Origin of the sequence: Klebsiella sp. C360 (assembly GCF_048822415.1) — a bacterium.
In the GTDB taxonomy this organism is placed as follows: Bacteria; Pseudomonadota; Gammaproteobacteria; order Enterobacterales; family Enterobacteriaceae; genus Klebsiella; species Klebsiella quasipneumoniae.
This window is the reverse complement of the sequence record NZ_JBMEZZ010000002.1, coordinates 456,526-473,693: the sequence shown is the minus strand read 5'-3', so window position 1 is coordinate 473,693 and position 17,168 is coordinate 456,526. Positions and strand designations below refer to the sequence as shown.

Annotated in this window: 13 protein-coding genes and 1 riboswitch; of the genes, 6 read left to right on the top strand and 7 right to left on the bottom strand. The window is 59.0% G+C overall.

Annotated features, from left to right (window positions below):
* Window positions 1–56: 56 nt before the first annotated feature.
* Together xylB and dalD are read right to left on the bottom strand one after the other, a co-directional pair.
* Entirely contained in the window at window positions 57–1,520 is a 1,464-nt protein-coding gene (gene xylB / locus ACOI7D_RS08270) for a xylulokinase (protein ID WP_109547116.1), read from the bottom strand.
* A gap of 9 nt (window positions 1,521–1,529) precedes the next feature.
* Entirely contained in the window at window positions 1,530–2,897 is a 1,368-nt protein-coding gene (dalD, locus tag ACOI7D_RS08265) for a D-arabinitol 4-dehydrogenase (RefSeq protein ID WP_109547115.1), read from the bottom strand.
* A gap of 206 nt (window positions 2,898–3,103) precedes the next feature.
* On the opposite strand from dalD, the gene ACOI7D_RS08260 reads away from it, so the two are divergent.
* On the top strand, window positions 3,104–4,045 hold the full coding sequence (locus tag ACOI7D_RS08260; protein WP_048982266.1) for a sugar-binding transcriptional regulator: 942 nt from the start codon (window positions 3,104–3,106) through the stop codon (window positions 4,043–4,045).
* A gap of 21 nt (window positions 4,046–4,066) precedes the next feature.
* Here ACOI7D_RS08260 and ACOI7D_RS08255 read toward each other — a convergent pair whose 3' ends face one another.
* Window positions 4,067–5,068 (bottom strand): substrate-binding domain-containing protein, encoded by a 1,002-nt coding sequence (locus tag ACOI7D_RS08255; protein WP_023290405.1) that lies wholly within the window; start codon window positions 5,066–5,068, stop codon window positions 4,067–4,069.
* A 255-nt stretch (window positions 5,069–5,323) separates the two neighbouring features.
* Here ACOI7D_RS08255 and ACOI7D_RS08250 point away from each other — a divergent pair, with 255 nt between their 5' ends.
* The 3 genes from ACOI7D_RS08250 to ACOI7D_RS08240 all read left to right on the top strand — a co-directional run bounded on the left by ACOI7D_RS08250 (window position 5,324) and on the right by ACOI7D_RS08240 (window position 9,073).
* The gene (locus ACOI7D_RS08250; protein WP_162543112.1) at window positions 5,324–6,073 is read left to right on the top strand and encodes an SDR family oxidoreductase; all 750 of its coding nucleotides are present in this window, start codon (window positions 5,324–5,326) and stop codon (window positions 6,071–6,073) included.
* 27 nt (window positions 6,074–6,100) lie between these two features.
* Window positions 6,101–7,708 (top strand): FGGY-family carbohydrate kinase, encoded by a 1,608-nt coding sequence (locus tag ACOI7D_RS08245; RefSeq protein ID WP_109547114.1) that lies wholly within the window; start codon window positions 6,101–6,103, stop codon window positions 7,706–7,708.
* An 81-nt stretch (window positions 7,709–7,789) separates the two neighbouring features.
* Window positions 7,790–9,073, top strand: a complete 1,284-nt coding sequence (locus ACOI7D_RS08240) for an RbtT/DalT/CsbX family MFS transporter (protein ID WP_109547113.1) — start codon at window positions 7,790–7,792, stop codon at window positions 9,071–9,073.
* Between the two features lie 60 nt (window positions 9,074–9,133).
* On the opposite strand, the gene fbaB is transcribed toward ACOI7D_RS08240, so the two are convergent.
* The 3 genes from fbaB to thiM form a co-directional block, all read right to left on the bottom strand.
* Window positions 9,134–10,186, bottom strand: a complete 1,053-nt coding sequence (fbaB, locus tag ACOI7D_RS08235; RefSeq protein ID WP_004201578.1) for a class I fructose-bisphosphate aldolase — start codon at window positions 10,184–10,186, stop codon at window positions 9,134–9,136.
* Between the two features lie 147 nt (window positions 10,187–10,333).
* Window positions 10,334–11,134, bottom strand: coding sequence for a bifunctional hydroxymethylpyrimidine kinase/phosphomethylpyrimidine kinase (gene thiD, locus ACOI7D_RS08230; protein WP_017899347.1), 801 nt, complete (start codon window positions 11,132–11,134; stop codon window positions 10,334–10,336).
* Window positions 11,131–11,904 carry a hydroxyethylthiazole kinase gene (gene thiM, locus ACOI7D_RS08225; protein ID WP_023290408.1) on the bottom strand — a complete coding sequence of 258 codons (774 nt, stop codon included), beginning with the start codon at window positions 11,902–11,904 and terminating at the stop codon, window positions 11,131–11,133. The genes thiD and thiM overlap by 4 nt, the downstream gene beginning before the upstream one ends.
* A gap of 34 nt (window positions 11,905–11,938) precedes the next feature.
* A riboswitch (TPP riboswitch) is annotated at window positions 11,939–12,036 on the bottom strand.
* Between the two features lie 239 nt (window positions 12,037–12,275).
* Here thiM and ACOI7D_RS08220 point away from each other — a divergent pair.
* Window positions 12,276–14,252, top strand: a complete 1,977-nt coding sequence (locus ACOI7D_RS08220) for an alkyl/aryl-sulfatase (RefSeq protein ID WP_023290409.1) — start codon at window positions 12,276–12,278, stop codon at window positions 14,250–14,252.
* Window positions 14,253–14,319: 67 nt separating this feature from the next.
* Here ACOI7D_RS08220 and ACOI7D_RS08215 read toward each other — a convergent pair whose 3' ends face one another.
* Window positions 14,320–14,955 carry a helix-turn-helix domain-containing protein gene (locus ACOI7D_RS08215; RefSeq protein ID WP_044524189.1) on the bottom strand — a complete coding sequence of 212 codons (636 nt, stop codon included), beginning with the start codon at window positions 14,953–14,955 and terminating at the stop codon, window positions 14,320–14,322.
* A 201-nt stretch (window positions 14,956–15,156) separates the two neighbouring features.
* Here ACOI7D_RS08215 and ACOI7D_RS08210 point away from each other — a divergent pair, with 201 nt between their 5' ends.
* Window positions 15,157–17,133, top strand: coding sequence for an alkyl/aryl-sulfatase (locus ACOI7D_RS08210; protein ID WP_044524191.1), 1,977 nt, complete (start codon window positions 15,157–15,159; stop codon window positions 17,131–17,133).
* The last annotated feature ends 35 nt before the right edge of the window (window positions 17,134–17,168 follow it).

The window sequence follows — 17,168 nt, the reverse complement described above, 5'->3', positions numbered from 1 at the left end:
TCAGGGTACAGGAGGCCGCTCCGGTCAGTTCACCGGAGCGGTTATGGTGATAAAAATTAATGCTGCCGATAATGCAGATCGTTTAAATACAGGGCCTTAAACTGCGCGTAGCGTTGCATCAGGGTGTGGTGGCGAACGGGATCCGCACGCCAGGTCTGCCAGACTTCCGGTTTTTCACATACCGCGGCAACCGGTTTGCCCGCCGCCAGGCAGGCCAGCCGCGCCGCGCCCAGCGCGCCGCCGGTCTCTCCGCCTTTGTGGGTCACCACCGGCATAGCGAGAATATCGGCCAGCAGCTGGGCCCAGAACGGACTGCGGGCGCCCCCGCCCACCAGCGAGCACTGCGCGATCGGCGTCCCGCTCTCTTTCAATACCTGCAGGCCGTCGTTGATGCCAAAGCTCACCCCCTCCAGCACCGCGTAGCCGAGCTGGGCGCGCAGGCTGGAGTGGGTCATACCCCAGAACATGCCGCGAGCGTCAGGATCGTTATGCGGGGTACGTTCCCCGGAGAGATAGGGCAGGAAGAACGGCGCGTTGGCCTTCTCCTCTTCGCTTAGCTCGGCAATCTCCGCCAGCAGCGCCACCTCCGTGGTGCCGGTCAGGCGGCAGAACCACTGCAAACAGCTGGCGGCGCTGAGCATCACGCTCATCTGATGCCACAGGTTCGGCAGAACGTGACAAAACGCATGGACCGCCGACTGCGGCGCCGGACGATAGGCGTCGGTCACCACAAACAGCACCCCTGAGGTGCCGAGCGAAATAAACGCGTCCCCCGGCGAGACCGCGCCGACGCCAATGGCGCTGACCGCGTTATCGCCGCCGCCCCCGGCCACCACCACCGAGGCGTTCAGCCCCCAGCGTTCGGCCACCTGCGGGTCAAGGGTGGCGGAAACCTCGCAGCCTTCCACCAGCGTCGGCATCTGGCTGCGCGACAGACCGCACTTGTCCAGCAGCGCATCGGACCAGTCGCGCTTAGCCACGTCCAGCCACAGCGTCCCGGCGGCGTCCGACATATCGGAGACTTTCTTCCCGGTCATCCGGTAGCGCAGATAATCCTTCGGCAGCAGCACCGTGTCGGTGCGCTGAAAGTTTTGCGGCTCGTGACGACGCACCCACAGCAGCTTCGGCGCGGTAAAGCCGGGCATCGCCAGGTTGCCCGCCACCTGATGCAGCTCCGGCGCCATCTCCTCCAGCTCCGCGCACTCTGCGGCGCAGCGGGTGTCGTTCCACAGAATGGCCGGACGGATCGTCTCCCCCTTTTCATCCAGCAACACCGCGCCGTGCATCTGTCCGGAGAGGCCAATCGCCTTGACGGCCGGCCAGTGCTGGGCGCATTTTTCCCGCAGCGTGGCCATCAGATACTCCGTCGCCTCCCACCATAACTCCGGTGATTGTTCTGACCAGTGCGGATGAGGCCGCTGAATGCTCAGCGGCGCGCTATGGCTGGCGATAACCTGATTGTTCTCATCAATGACCAGCGCTTTGACTTCCGATGTGCCAAGATCGATACCCAGATACATAGCCACCTCTTATTTAATCAGCGTGTAAACGGCGGCGACTTTATCGCGCATCAGCGCCAGGAAATCCGCGTTGTCGGCCAGGTCACCAAACAGAGCTTTATCACGGGCGAAGACAGCCAGCGGATCCTGAGCCTCATACATCTCATGCACCGCCTGCTCATCCAGGATGCCGTCCTGGTACTGATACGGCAGGGTTCCCTTATGCCACTGCTCCATAAAGACGAAGAACAGCGCCGGCAGCATGGCGGTCGCTTCCGGGCGGACGCCGCGCTGATAGCACTCCTGCAGGGTTGGGGCGATCATCGCCGGAATTTTCGAGAAACCGTCGGCGGCGACGCGCTGGTTGGTGTCCTGGATATGCGGGTTGGTAAAGCGCTTGAGCACCACATCGCGGTAGGTCGGCAAATCAATGCCGTTATCGCCCAGGCATGGGATCACATCTTCCGTGACGTAGCGGTCGGCAATGGCGTAGATAACATCGGTGAGTGTGCTTTCGTGAATATACTGCTGGCCGATTAAGGTCCCCGCCCACGCAATGCAGCTGTGGGACGCGTTCAGGATGCGGATTTTCGCCTCTTCATACGGGATAACCGACTCGACCATCTCCACGCCGACCGCTTCCAGGTTCGGGCGGGCATCGCGGAAGTTGTTCTCCACCACCCACTGGATAAAGGTCTCGCCCATGACCGGCGCCTTATCGTCAATGCCGGTTTGCGCTTTGATACGGGCCGGCAGATCGGCCGCCGGACGCGGGGTGATGCGGTCCACCATGGTGTTCGGACAGGTGGTATTGGCCGCCATCCAGTCAATCACCGCCTGTTTGCCGGTGAGCTGCAGGAACTCCACCATCCCGTCGTGGAAGCGCTCGCCGTTATGACGCACGTTGTCGCAGTTGAGCAGGGTCAGCGGCCCGGCGTTGTCCGCCATGCGCTTTTCCAGAATTCGCGCGAGGGTGCCGTAAATAGTTTTGCATTCGCCTTTCAGGTCAGCCTGCAGATCGGGGTTGCTGGTTTCCAGCTGATGGCGGGTATTCAGGTAGTACCCCCCTTCCGTCACGGTAAAGGCGATAACTTTGGTTTGCGGGTTGGCCCCTTCATTAATCAGCGGCTGCAGCCCGGCCTGCCACGGCAGCAGTTTCTGAATTGAGGTGATCTCTTCATATTCACGCTCCCCTTCCGGGCTGACGGTCTCCAGGACGTAACGTCCGCCCTGCGCCGTCAGCGCCTGCACCACCTGCTCGGCGTCATTGCGAATATTGCCCGCCGCGATGCGCCAGCGCTTATCGCCGGAAGCGATCAGACGATGCAGATACCACGCCTGATGCGCGCGATGAAAAGAACCCAGACCGATATGAAGCCATGTGAATTGATTGTTCATGTTCTGCTCTCCTTGAGTGGATGGCGCCACTGTAATTGATCATTTGACCAAAATAAGAGCCATGGATCACAAAAGAGCAATTACCCACTTAAATTACAAATGACCATTAAAGAGCAAAAGCTTGCCAGTTATGGCAACCACGGCGAGAATGCGGATATTCGCCGGGCCAATTGCGTGCCCTGGCCAGCAACTTAGGGCGGGAAACCATGAGTAAAGAAGACGATATCCGGTTGGATCAGAAGGTGCGTGCCGCATGGATGTACTACATCGCCGGGCAGAATCAGAGCGAGATCGCAAGCCAGTTGGGCACCTCCAGACCGGTGGTGCAACGGCTGATCGCCGCCGCGAAAGAAGAAGGGATTGTGTCGATTAATCTGCACCATCCGGTGGCGAACTGCCTCGATTATGCGCAGTTGTTGCAGGAAAAGTACCGGCTTCTCGAATGCAATGTGGTCCCCGCCTTTAGCGAAGAGAGTACCCTCGACAGCGTATCGTTTGGCTGCTATCAGCTGATGGCTCGCTATCTGCAGGATGATAAAGAGAAAATCATCGGCCTGGGCTCGGGCCTGACCCTGAAAAAAGCGCTGCAGCGCATCGATTTCGACAGCCTGAATACCCGCTGCGTGGCGCTGATCAGCGCCATGGACGCCGACGGGCAGTGCAACTATTACGATGACGTGCCCCTGCTGCTCACTCGCAAAATTAAGGCCAAGTACTATCAGTGGCCTGCGCCGCGCTACGCCCAGACCGCGGATGAGTATGAGATGTGGTGCACCAATCGCTTATTCCGCAGCGTCTCTGGCGTCGCCCGGGAGGCGGATGTGATTTTTGTCGGCATTGGTCCGCTGGGCACGCAAAGTCCTATCTTTAAAGACGGCTTTATCAATCAGGCGCAGATGGATGAGCTGACCGCCCGCGGCGGCATCGGGGAGATCCTCGGGCGGTTTATCGATGCAGAAGGCGAGGTGGTAGACAGCGAGATCAACCGCATGATCACCAGCTATGATATCCGCCAGAACCACTGCCCGCGGATTGCCGCGGCCTGTGGAGAATACAAACGACCGGCGATCCTGGCCGCCCTTAAAGGCGGCTGGATCAACGGTCTGGTGACCGATGAACATACTGCGCGCTGGCTGCTGACGCGCTAACGGCAATCAGCAGACGGCGACTCAGCTACTGCTCATCAATCGCGGCGGAATTTCAATCCGCTGCTGGCTGGCTTCGCCGGCGTCAATAATCGAAAAAACAGCGTTCAGCATCGCCGGTACGTCCTGCTGCACCATGTCGATATCGTGTCCCAGCAGATAGACAAACGGATCCCAGTCGAAGCAGCCCATCGGCGGCTGCTCGCTGCCGGTCAGCCCCACCTGCGACAGCCAGCGCACAACCCCTTCGAGGGATATCGTCGAGTTAACAAATATCCCCTGCAATAGCGTCTTCGCGCTGCCAAACCGCTCCTGCAGGCAGGCCTCAACGTGACCTTTCGAATAGCCGGGAGCCAGAATATTCGCCTGCGGCACGCGCAGCCCCTGCTCGTGATGCGCATCGTGGAAGCCGCGTAAGCGCTCGCTGGTGTTATGGTCGTTGCTGCGCCCGCCGATGAAGGTCAGCGGCGCCAGCTCTCCCCGACGGCGGGCGCTATTAGCGAGGATCTTGTGGGTCAGCGCTTTCGCGCCGCCGTAGTTATCTGAAATCACCGACGGAGAGAGAGACCCCGGCAGGTCGAGATTGATCGTGGGCACGCCCGCCTGCTGGCACAGCGCGGAGATTTTATCCGGATTGGTCGCCCCGGTCGCGATCACCCAGTCAACCTGCCAGGAGAGCATCGCTTTTACCGCTTCGAGCTCCAGATCCGGGCTTCGGCGCGTACAGGTGATAATCGGCAGCAGGCCACGCTCGCGGGCCATCTCCTCAAAGCGTTCGGCGACGGAGCCGAAGTAGCGGTTATCGTATTTGGGGATAATCATGCCAATGACGTGTGATTTTTTACTGCGCAGCATGCTGGCCTGGCGGTTAATCGCATAGCCCTGCTCCTCAGCAATCCGTGTCACCTTTTCGGCAAGCTTTGCGCTGATGCGGCGTTTTTTCCAGTTGCCGTTGAGGATTGCGCTCACCGCGCTCGCCGAAACGCCGGAAAGCTCCGCCAGGTCGTAAATCGTTATCTTCTTCATTTTTCCAACTTGCGTCACAAAATCATGTCGCTGTTAATTTCCCCACTTGCTCAATCGATGAAGCGAGAGCAACATAGCTTCATCGATTGAGCATCCATTTCACGCCAGGAAGTACGCGCGCATACCGCCTTAACATGCCAGCAAGCCTGAATAATGATGCTGATATTCAATAGGTTACCATGTTTTTGTCCATCACCTCGAACGCGATGCCCTCGGGTTCGATAGTTGCAACCAGACACGGCAAAGGATTATAAAATGAACCACTCTGTCTCCTCTATGAATACTTCCCTCAGCGGTAAAGTCGCCGCGATCACTGGCGCGGCGTCCGGTATCGGCCTCGAGTGCGCGAGGACCCTGCTGGGAGCTGGCGCAAAAGTGGTGCTTATCGACCGCGAAGGCGAAAAGCTCAACAAACTGGTCGCCGAACTAGGCGAAAACGCCTTCGCTCTGCAGGTGGATCTGATGCAGGCGGACCAGGTCGATAACCTTCTGCAGGGCATTTTGCAGCTCACCGGGCGTCTCGATATCTTCCACGCCAACGCCGGGGCCTATATCGGCGGGCCGGTGGCCGAGGGCGACCCGGACGTCTGGGACCGCGTGCTGCACCTCAACATCAATGCCGCCTTCCGCTGCGTGCGCAGCGTCCTGCCGCATCTGATCGCGCAAAAATCCGGGGATATTATTTTCACCAGCTCTATCGCGGGCGTGGTGCCGGTGATCTGGGAGCCTGTCTATACCGCGTCGAAATTCGCCGTGCAGGCGTTTGTACATACGACTCGTCGCCAGGTGGCGCAGTATGGCGTGCGCGTCGGCGCCGTACTACCGGGCCCGGTGGTGACCGCTCTGCTGGACGACTGGCCAAAAGCCAAAATGGATGAAGCGCTGGCCAACGGCAGTTTGATGCAGCCGATTGAAGTGGCGGAGTCAGCGCTGTTTATGGTGACGCGTTCGAAAAACGTCACCGTACGCGACATTGTGATCCTGCCGAACAGCGTGGATCTCTGATCCGTAACCAGCCTGTGAGAGGATGTGATGCAAAACGATACGCAAAACATTATTGGTGTGGATGTCGGTTCGGGCAGTGCGCGCGCCGGGGTATTCAATCTGCGGGGCGAGCTTCTCGCCCACGCGACCCGGGAAATTACCCTCTTTCGCAGCGCCGGAAACAGGGTGGAGCAGTCGAGCCGTGAGATCTGGCAGGCGGTGTGCTACTGCATTAAAACCGCCGTGGCCAGCGCCGGCGTCCCGCCGTCATCGATCGCCGGGATCGGCTTCGATGCCACCTGTTCGCTGGTGGTGATTGGCGATAACGACGCGCCGCTGGCGGTCGGGCCTTCCGACGATCCGGACCGCAATATTATCGTCTGGATGGATCATCGCGCCACCGGGCAGGCGGAAAAGATCAACGCGACGGGCCACCCGGTGCTGCAGTACGTTGGCGGCAAAATTTCGCCGGAGATGGAAACGCCGAAAATTCTGTGGTTGAAGGAGAATCGCCCGCACATCTATCAGCAGGCGCGCCACTTCTTCGACCTCGCTGATTACCTTACCTGGCGCTCAACCGGCGATGAAGCCCGCTCGGTCTGCACTGTGACCTGTAAATGGACCTACCTGGCGCATGAACAACGCTGGGATGCCGGCTACTTCCGCCAGATTGGCCTCGAAGAGCTGGCGGATGAAGATTTTGTCCGCATCGGCCAACGGATTGTCGAACCTGGGACCCCCTGCGGCGACGGTCTTTGCGCCACGGCGGCGGCGGCGATGGGCCTGCCGATCGGTACGCCGGTGGCGGTGGGGATGATTGACGCCCACGCGGGCGGCATCGGCACCGTCGGGGTACTTAACGGCGCGGTCAACAATATGGCCTACGTCTTCGGCACCTCCTCCTGCACCATGACCACCACTGAGGAAGCGGTGTTCGTCCCCGGCGTCTGGGGCCCATACTATTCGGCGATGGTGCCTGGCTACTGGCTGATTGAAGGCGGACAAAGCGCCGCTGGCGCGGCTATCGACCAGTTGCTGAGCTTCCATCCGGCGGCGGCGGCGGCTCGCGAGGAGGCGAAAGCGGCGGGCGTCCCTCTGCCGGTCTGGCTGGCGGATCGCGTACTGGCGCAGACGGCTTCGCCTTCTGAGGCGGTAACGCTGGCCGCCGGTCTGCACGTGGTGCCCGAATTTCTCGGTAACCGCGCGCCGCTTGCCGACCCACACGCGAAAGCGCTGATTGCCGGGCTGGGGATGGAGCGGGACCTGGATAACCTGACCGCGCTGTACGTTGCCGGATTATGCGGGATTGGCTATGGCCTGCGACAGATCCTCGACGCCCAGCGCGCCTGCGGGATTGAGAGTGAAAATATCGTCATCAGCGGCGGGGCCGGACAGCATCCGCTGGTGCGTCAGCTACTGGCCGACGCCTGCGGCGTTAGCGTCGTGAGCACCGTCAGCAGCGAGCCGGTGCTGTTAGGCTCCGCCATCCTCGGCGCGGTGGCGGGCAGAGTCGCGGCTTCGCTGCCGGAGGCCATGAAGCAATTCACTCAGGTGGATGCCACCTATCACAGCGAGACTGCGTTTAGCTCGTTACATCAGCGCAGATATGAGGCCTATAAGGCGCTACAACAGGCCGGCAGGCTGATCCGCGAATAACATCCCTCTTTTTTTAATAACAATAATGCTCCGCTGCTGTGCAGCGGAGACACTCATCTGCACTCTGAAATCGAGGTCAACATGTCCGTAAATAACAAACAGTGGTATGGTCTACCGCTCAACCTCATCTGGGGATATGTCGCCATCGCCGTGTTTATGACCGGCGACGGCTTTGAGCTGGCTTTTCTGTCGCACTACATCAAAACACTCGGATTCACCCCAGCGCAGGCTTCCTTTGCCTTTACGCTTTACGGTCTGGCCGCCGCCCTCTCGGCGTGGATTTCCGGCGTGGTGGCGGAAATCATCACCCCGCGCAAGGCCATGATGATCGGCTTCGTGCTGTGGTGTGTATTCCACGTGCTGTTCCTCGTCTTCGGCCTCGGTCGCGCCAACTATGCGCTGATCCTGCTGTTTTATGGCATCCGCGGCCTGGCCTACCCGCTGTTCCTCTACTCATTTATCGTCGCCATTATCCACAACGTTCGCAGCGACAGTTCCAGCTCTGCGCTGGGCTGGTTCTGGGCGGTCTACTCCGTGGGTATCGGCGTGTTCGGCAGCTATATTCCGAGCTTCACCATTCCCCACATTGGCGAAATGGGCACTCTGTGGCTGGCGCTGGTCTTCTGTGCCACCGGCGGCATCATTGCGTTGGTGTCGATGCGTCATACCGAAACGCCGCGCCATATGCAGAACCTGACCACTCGCGAAAAACTCGCCGAACTGGGGCGCGCTGCGACGCTGCTCTATACCAACCGCAGCATCCTGTTCTCCAGCATCGTGCGCATTATTAACACCCTGTCGCTGTTTGGTTTTGCGGTGATTATGCCGATGATGTTCGTTGATGAGCTGGGCTTTACCACCTCGGAGTGGCTCCAGGTGTGGGCGGCCTTCTTCTTTACCACCATCTTTTCGAACGTTTTCTGGGGGATCGTGGCGGAGAAAATGGGCTGGATGAAGGTGGTTCGCTGGTTCGGCTGCATCGGGATGGCGCTTTCCAGCCTGGCGTTTTACTACATCCCTCAGCACTTTGGCCACAGCTTTGCGATGGCGCTGGTGCCGGCTATTGCCCTGGGTATTTTCGTCGCCGCGTTCGTGCCGATGGCGGCGGTGTTCCCGGCGCTGGAGCCGAACCATAAAGGCGCGGCGATTTCGGTCTATAACCTGTCTGCCGGGCTGTCGAACTTTCTGGCGCCGGCGATCGCCGTGGTGCTGCTGCCCTATTTCAGCACCATCGGGGTGGTGATTGCCTATACCGCCTTATATATTCTGGCCTTCTTCCTGTGCCCGTTAATCCGCGTTGAACAGCCTGGCATTACCCGCGCTCAGAGTGCGAAACCATTTACCGCCAACGCGGCGGAGTCTTAATAAACCCGACATCTGCTATGAACAACGAGCAATCCGGGCGCTGACGCCCGGATTTTCGCCTTAGGCGATAGTCACTTTCCCGTCCAGATAGACATCCTGCACGGCATTGATCAGCTTCACACCGTCGGCCATCGATTTCTTAAACGCTTTGCGGCCAAGGATCAGCCCCATGCCGCCGGCGCGTTTATTGATCACCGCCGTGCGCACCGCGTCGGCAAGGTCGGTCTCCCCGCCTGCCGCGCCGCCGGAGTTAATCAGCCCGGCGCGGCCCATGTAGCAGTTGGCCAGCTGGTAGCGCACCAGATCGATGGGGTTATCGCTGGTCAGTTTGCTGTACACCCGGTCGTCGGTATAGCCGAAGTTAACCGCTTTGTAGCCGCCGTTATTCTCCGCCATCTTTTGCTTGACGATATCGGCGCCGATGGTGGCCGCCAGGTGGTTGGCCTGACCGGTCAGGTCAGCGGAAACATGGTAGTCGACACCGTCTTTCTTGAATGCCGAATTGCGCAGATAGGCCCACAGCACGGTGACCAGGCCCAGCTCATGGGCCCGCTCAAAGGCCGCGGAGATCTCTTCTATCTGACGACGCGATTGTTCCGAGCCGAAATAGATCGTCGCGCCCACGGCCACCGCCCCCATATTGAACGCCTGCTCAACGCTGGCGTAGAGGGTCTGGTCGTACTCGGTGGGGTAGCTCAGCGTTTCGTTATGGTTGAGCTTCACCAGGAAAGGAATACGATGCGCGTAACGGCGCGACACTGAGGCCAGCACGCCGTAGGTCGATGCCACGCAGTTACAGCCGGCTTCGATCGCCAGCTCGACGATATTCTTCGGATCAAAGTACAGCGGGTTGGCGGCGAAAGAGGCCCCCGCCGAGTGCTCCACGCCCTGGTCGACCGGCAGAATGGACAGGTAGCCGGTCCCCCCCAGTCGTCCGGTGTTGTACAGGGTTTGCATATTGCGTAGCACCGCCGGCGGCCGGTTGTTATCCACCATCACCCGATCAACATAATCTGCGCCAGGCAGATACAGCTGGTCGGCCGGAATGGTTATACAACGGTGCTGCAAAAGGCTCTCGGCATCTTTGCCCAGCAACTGCGTAATATCAGTCATAGCAATCTCCCGTAAGGCCGGCCGGAGCCGGCATGCATTATCCCAACCCAATTATTTTGGGCAGGTTAAGCCTGGTACCGACTTAGCCTATTTTCCAGCCGGGAGGGCATTTTTTCAGGAGATTCTGCTGTCCCGTTACGCTGCCATTTACCACCAGGCATGGAAATGGTGTACCGGCCCGATGCCGTGGCCCACCTCCAGGGAGTCGGCCTGCGCCAGGGCCGCCGACAGCCAGGCCTTGGCCTCGGTAACGGTGGCCGCCCAGTCGGCGTGACGCGGACGCAGCGCCGCCAGCGCCGCCGAGAGCGTGCAGCCGGTGCCGTGCGTGTTTTTGGTCTGTACTCGCGGCGCGGTAAATCGCTGTTCCCCTTCGCGGGTGAAGAGCCAGTCCGGGCTCTCGGCATCGTCGAGATGGCCGCCCTTCATCAATACCGCGCCGCAACCCAGCGCCAGCAGCGCCCGCCCCTGCTCCAGCATTTCGCGCTCGTTGCGCGCATGGGGTGCATCAAGCAGGGCGGCCGCTTCCGGCAGGTTCGGGGTGATCAGCGACACCTGCGGCAACAATCGTTGACGCAGGGTCTCCACCGCCGAGGCCGACAGCAGCGGATCGCCGCTTTTCGCCAGCATGACGGTATCCAGCACCACGTTGGCCACCCGGTAGCGCGCCAGCCGCTCGGCCACGACTTCCACAATATCGGTTTCCGCCAGCATGCCGATTTTGGTGGTATCGATGCGCACATCGCTGAACACCGAATCAAGCTGCGCCGCCACAAAGTCCGGTTCAATACGATAGACCGACTGCACGCCGCGGGTATTCTGCGCCACCAGGGCGGTGATCGCCGAGCAGCCGTAGGCCCCCAGCGCGGAGAAGGTTTTCAGATCGGCCTGGATACCGGCCCCGCCGCTGGGATCGGTGCCGGCGATGGTCAGAGCATTGATGCGTTTCATGCGCGCACCTCCTGATATAGCGCGTCGAGAAACGCCGGAACAAAGCTCCCGGGCCCCCCGTGACGGGCAGCGATTTCCCCGGCCTGCTTCATGAGCCCGCAGGCGGCGGCCACGTTTTCCAGCCGGTCTCCCGGCAGCGCCGCGCTCGCCGCCACCACCGCCGACAGCGCGCAGCCGGTGCCCACCACCCGGGTCATCAGCGCACTGCCGCCCGCCACGCTGAGCACCCGCTCGCCGTCGGTGACGTAATCCACCTCACCGGTGACCGCCACGACGGTGGTCAACTGACGAGCCAGCGCCTGGGCCGCCGGCAGCGCCGCGGCGGCCGTATCGGTGGTATCCACCCCGCGCCCGCCGGCGCTCATCCCGGCCAGCGCCAGAATTTCGGAGGCATTCCCGCGAATGGCCGCCGGCTGGAAGGCCAGCAGCGCGTGACAAAAGGCCGTGCGCACGGTCAGGGCGCCGACCGCCACCGGATCCAGCGTCCAGGGCTTGCCGGCCTGGCGGGCCTGCTCCACTGCGGCACGCATGGCCACTGCGCGATCTTCGGTCAGGGTGCCGACGTTGATTAACAGCGCATCGGCGATGGCGGCGAACTGCGCCGCTTCGCGGGGATCGATCACCATCGCCGGCGAGGCGCCGACGGCCAGCAGGACATTGGCGGTAAAGGTCTGCACCACGTCATTGGTCATGCAGTGCACAAGGGGGGAATGGGCGCGCAGCAGATGGCGCAGGTGCGCGACAGGCGCGGGATTCAACAGCTCAGGCATGGTTTGCTCCCGCCAGACGAGGTAGAAGCAATGACCCTGCGGTCTCTGACTTCCCTACGCTGGCATTATCCAGATCAGGTGGTACGGGTATTTCTCAGCCTTCAACGAAGAAGGGCACCCCGAGTCATAAAAGCGGTACAACATTTTCCTGAAGCAGGATATGAAATGTGGCGGTGTAACACAAGCTGACCGGCTTTTTTTCCCCGTTCGCCAGCTAATACAAAAGGCGTAATTTCTGATTAAAAATGTGTTTTTTGCAAGCAAAACTGGATGAATGTAAATGTGTGGTTATATTTAGAAAATCTGTAACAAACAGTCACCTGCGTTAAATCGGTAAAACCGAACGAACCATGCAATAAATGAGGATTCCAATGAAATTAACCCCGATAGTGAAAGGGTTAGCGTTAGCGGGCATGTTGAGTAGTCTCGCTTTCGCCGCCTGGGCAGATACGTCAGCCAAAGAGGCAACCGAAGCGACCAAAAAAGCGAACGATGCCCTCTACAACCAACTCCCCTTCTCCGATAACACCGATTTCACCAATGCGCATAAAGGCTTTATTGCCGCCCTGCCGCCAGAGGTCATCAAAGGCGAACAGGGCAATGTCATCTGGGATCCGGGCCAGTACGCCTTCATTAAAGAAGGGGAAAAAGCGCCAGAAACCGTAAACCCGAGCCTGTGGCGCCAGTCGCAGCTGATCAACATCAGCGGCCTGTTTGAAGTCACCGACGGGGTCTACCAGATCCGCAACCTCGATCTCTCCAATATGACAATCATTGAGGGCAAAGAGGGGATCACCGTCGTAGACCCGCTGGTCTCGGCTGAAACCGCCAAAGTCGGCATGGATCTCTACTATAAAAACCGGGGTAAAAAACCGGTTGTCGCGGTGATCTACACCCACAGCCACGTTGACCATTACGGTGGCGTGCGCGGCGTGGTTGATGAGGCCGACGTCAAAGCGGGTAAAGTAAAAATCTACGCGCCGTCCGGCTTTATGGAAGCGGCGGTGGCGGAAAATATCATGGCCGGGAACGTCATGAGCCGCCGCGCCAGCTATATGTACGGCAACCTGCTGAAGCCGGACGCTAAAGGCCAGGTGGGCGCGGGCCTGGGGACGACCACCTCGGCAGGCACCGTCACCCTGATTGCGCCAACCAATATCATTGATAAGGATGGCCAGAAAGAGGTGATCGACGGCCTGACCTATGACTTCATGCTGGCGCCAGGCTCCGAAGCGCCGTCAGAAATGCTGTGGTATATCGAAGAGAAGAAATTGATCGAATCCGCAGAGGATGTCACCCACACCCTGCATAACACCTACTCGCTGCGCGGGGCGAAGATCCGTGAACCGCTGCCGTGGTCGAAATATATCAACCAGGCGATCGTTCGCTGGGGCGATAAGGCTGAGATCATTATGGCCCAGCACCACTGGCCGACCTGGGGCAACGAGAACGTGGTTAACCTGCTGAAGAGTCAGCGTGACCTGTATCGTTACATCAACGACCAGACCCTGCGTATGGCGAACGAAGGCCTGACCCGCGATGAAATCGCCGCTAACTTTAAGCTGCCGGACGGCCTCGCCAATACCTGGGCTAACCGCGGCTACTACGGCTCGGTCAGCCACGATGTGAAGGCCACCTACGTGCTGTATCTCGGCTGGTTCGACGGCAACCCGGCCACCCTTGACGAACTGCCGCCGGAAGAAGCGGCGAAGAAGTTCGTCGAGTACATGGGCGGCGCGGATGCCATCCTGAAGAAAGCGAAAGAGGATTACGACCAGGGTAACTACCGCTGGGTAGCCCAGGTGGTGAGCAAAGTCGTCTTCGCCGACCCTAACAACCAGCAGGCGCGTCATCTGGAAGCCGATGCCCTGGAGCAATTAGGCTATCAGGCGGAGTCCGGCCCGTGGCGTAATTTCTACCTTACCGGCGCCCAGGAACTGCGCAATGGCGTGGTGAAAGGTCCGACCCCGAACACCGCCAGCCCGGACACCGTCCGCGCCATGACCCCGGAAATGTTCTTTGATTATCTGGCGGTCCATATCAATGGCGAAAAAGCGGGCAATGCGAAGTCGGTCTTCAATATCGATCTGGGCAATGACGGCGGTAAATATAAACTGGAACTGGAAAATGGCGTGCTGAACCACACCGCCAATGCGCAAGCCAAAGAGGCGGATGCCACCCTGACGCTGGATCGCGCTACCCTGAATAAAATCATTCTCAAAGAAGAGACCCTGAAGCAGGCGGAAGATAAAGGGGAAGTTAAAATCAGCGGTAACGGGGCTAAACTCGATGAGATGTTAGGCTATATGGACCCGTTTGACTTCTGGTTTAACATCGTGACGCCGTAATGATTCGCTGACAGGCGTCGTGGGTAACAAGACAGAGCATTCTGCCTTGTTACCCTCTCCTGCCCGGTCAGTACTCCGCAGGCAGCGGTCGATCGATAGAGATCAGTTTGCCACGTTTCATCGTGATATATCCCCCCGCCTTTAAGTCCGCCAGCACGCGAAACACATGAGTGCGCGAAAGATTCGTACGCCGGATGATAAATAACGCCAGCCCCTCGTTTTCACCCTCATGCGTATGCTGCCGATACAAATAGCGATACAGCATCGGACGAATCGTCTGGTAGCTGGTGACCTGGCGACGTTCATTGTGCAGGTCGATGGTAAAGATACTCATGAACACCAACACCTTCGCCAGCGCCTCAATGCGCTGCGGGTGGGTAGCAATAAAAAGGCGATCAAAAGTGGCGTAGGAAATTTTACGCAGCGTCACGGTTGCGCTTCCGGTATATTCAAATTTCGCCAGCGGGCAATACCGCTCCATCAGGCCAATCGGCATATGCTCAATAGTATTACCGATATTCAACCCATCATCCGGCATTAATATGGATAGCGAACCCTCGGTACAAAAATAAATATACCCCGGTTGCGGGCACCATTTTTTATTGGCGGCGAGAATAACCTCTTCACCTTCCACGAGGATATCGGCAAAAAAGTCGGCTATGGCTAACGTCTTATAATAACTATGTATTTCCTGGAAATTCATTCTCTGCCCTCGCCTGCGCCGTTAGCGACAGTATAGCAGCCCTCGCCTGCTAAAGACGAGGAGATCCTTTAGCGGCGCCGCGCCAGTCCCATATGGGACTATTCAGCGGAATATTAGTCTTTAGAATAAACGACAAGCCATTCACTTTTTAAGCGGGAGATATTTTTTATTTCCGCATAATAAATTACCTGAGAGGTAGTGATGAAATTAAATCAGATAGCCAAAAATCTGGCGCTGGCCGGAATGTTATCGTCTTTGTCGGTAACCGCCTTTGCCGCCGCGCAACAACAGGATGCCACACCGGCCACGCGGGAGGCGAACCAGGCGCTATACCGTAAACTGCCGTTTGCGGATAAAACCGACTTTAACAACGCCCATCAGGGATTTATCGCGCCCCTGCCGCCGGCGATGCTCAAAGGTGACCAGGGAAATATTATCTGGGATCCGGCCAAATATAATTTCGTCAAAGAGGGCGAAAAGGCGCCGGACACCGTCAATCCCAGCCTGTGGCGACAGTCGCAGCTGCTTAATATCGGCGGTCTGTTCAAAGTCACCGACGGCGTTTACCAGATCCGTAATCTCGATCTTTCCAATATGACCATTATTGAAGGCAAAACCGGGATCACCATCATCGACCCGCTGCTAAGCGCCGAACCGGCTAAAGAGGCTCTGGCGCTCTATTTTGCCCACCGGCCGAAAAAACCGGTGGTGGCGGTGCTGTTTACCCACAGCCATGTGGACCACTACGGCGGTATCCGCGGGGTGGTGGATGAAGCCGATGTCAAAGCCGGAAAAGTGAAGATTTACGCCCCGGACGGCTTTATGGAAGAAGCGGTTTCCGAAAATATCATGGCCGGTACCGCAATGAGCCGCCGCGCCAGCTATATGTATGGCAACCTGCTGAAGCCGGACGCCAAAGGTCAGGTTGGCGCCGGTCTCGGCACCACCACCTCGGCGGGTACCGTCACGCTGATCCCGCCGACCAACTACATTACCCATACCGGTCAGCAGGAAGTGATCGACGGCCTGACCTATGACTTTATGATGGCGCCGGGCTCGGAAGCGCCGTCTGAGATGCTGTGGTATGTCAAAGAGAAGAAAATGATCGAGGCGGCAGAGGATGTCACCCATACCCTGCACAACACCTACTCGCTGCGCGGCGCCAAAATCCGCGATCCGCTGGCGTGGTCGAAATACATCAACGCCGCCATCGACCGCTGGGGCAACGATGCGGAAGTGATTATCGCGCAGCACCACTGGCCGACCTGGGGCAACGACAATATCGTTAAGCTGATGAAAGGTCAGCGCGATATGTATCGCTATATCAACGACCAGACTCTGCGGATGGCGAATTTGGGCATGACCCGCGATGAGATCGCCGCCAACTTCAAGCTGCCGGAGTCCCTTGAGAAACAGTGGTCCAGCCGCGGCTACTACGGTTCCGTCAGCCACGATGTGAAAGCGACCTACGTCTTCTACCTCGGCTGGTTCGACGGCAACCCGGCCACCCTCGACGAGCTGCCGCCAGAGCAGGCGGCGAAGAAGTTCGTGGAATATATGGGCGGCGCCGATGCCATCATGCAGAAAGCCAAAGCCGACTACCAGCAGGGGAACTACCGCTGGGTGGCGCAGGTGACCAGCAAAATCGTCTTCGCCGATCCGAACAATCAGCAGGCGCGTCATCTGGAAGCCGACGCCCTGGAGCAGCTCGGGTATCAGGCGGAAGCCGGGACCTGGCGCAACTTCTACCTCACCGGCGCTCAGGAGCTGCGTAACGGCGTGCAGAAACTGCCGACCCCGAACACCGCCAGTCCGGATACCGTGCGGGCGATGACGCCGGAAATGTTCTTCGATTACCTCGGGGTGCATATCAACGGCGAAAAAGCCGGGGCGGCTAAAGCGGTCTTTAACATCGACCTCGGTAAAGACGGCGGCAAGTACAAACTGGAGCTGGAAAACGGCGTGCTTAACCATACCGCCAATGCGGTAGCCGACAACGCAGACGCCAGCATCTCGCTCAGCCGTGACACCCTGAATAAGATCATCCTGAAACAGGAGACGCTGAAGCAAGCTCAGGCCAACGGCGAGGTTAACATTAGCGGCAATGGCGCTAAGCTCGACGAAATGCTGAGCTACATGGACACCTTTGCCTTCTGGTTCAACATCGTCACCCCGTAAGCGCCACGCGCCCCACGCTCCCCCGCCGCCCGTCA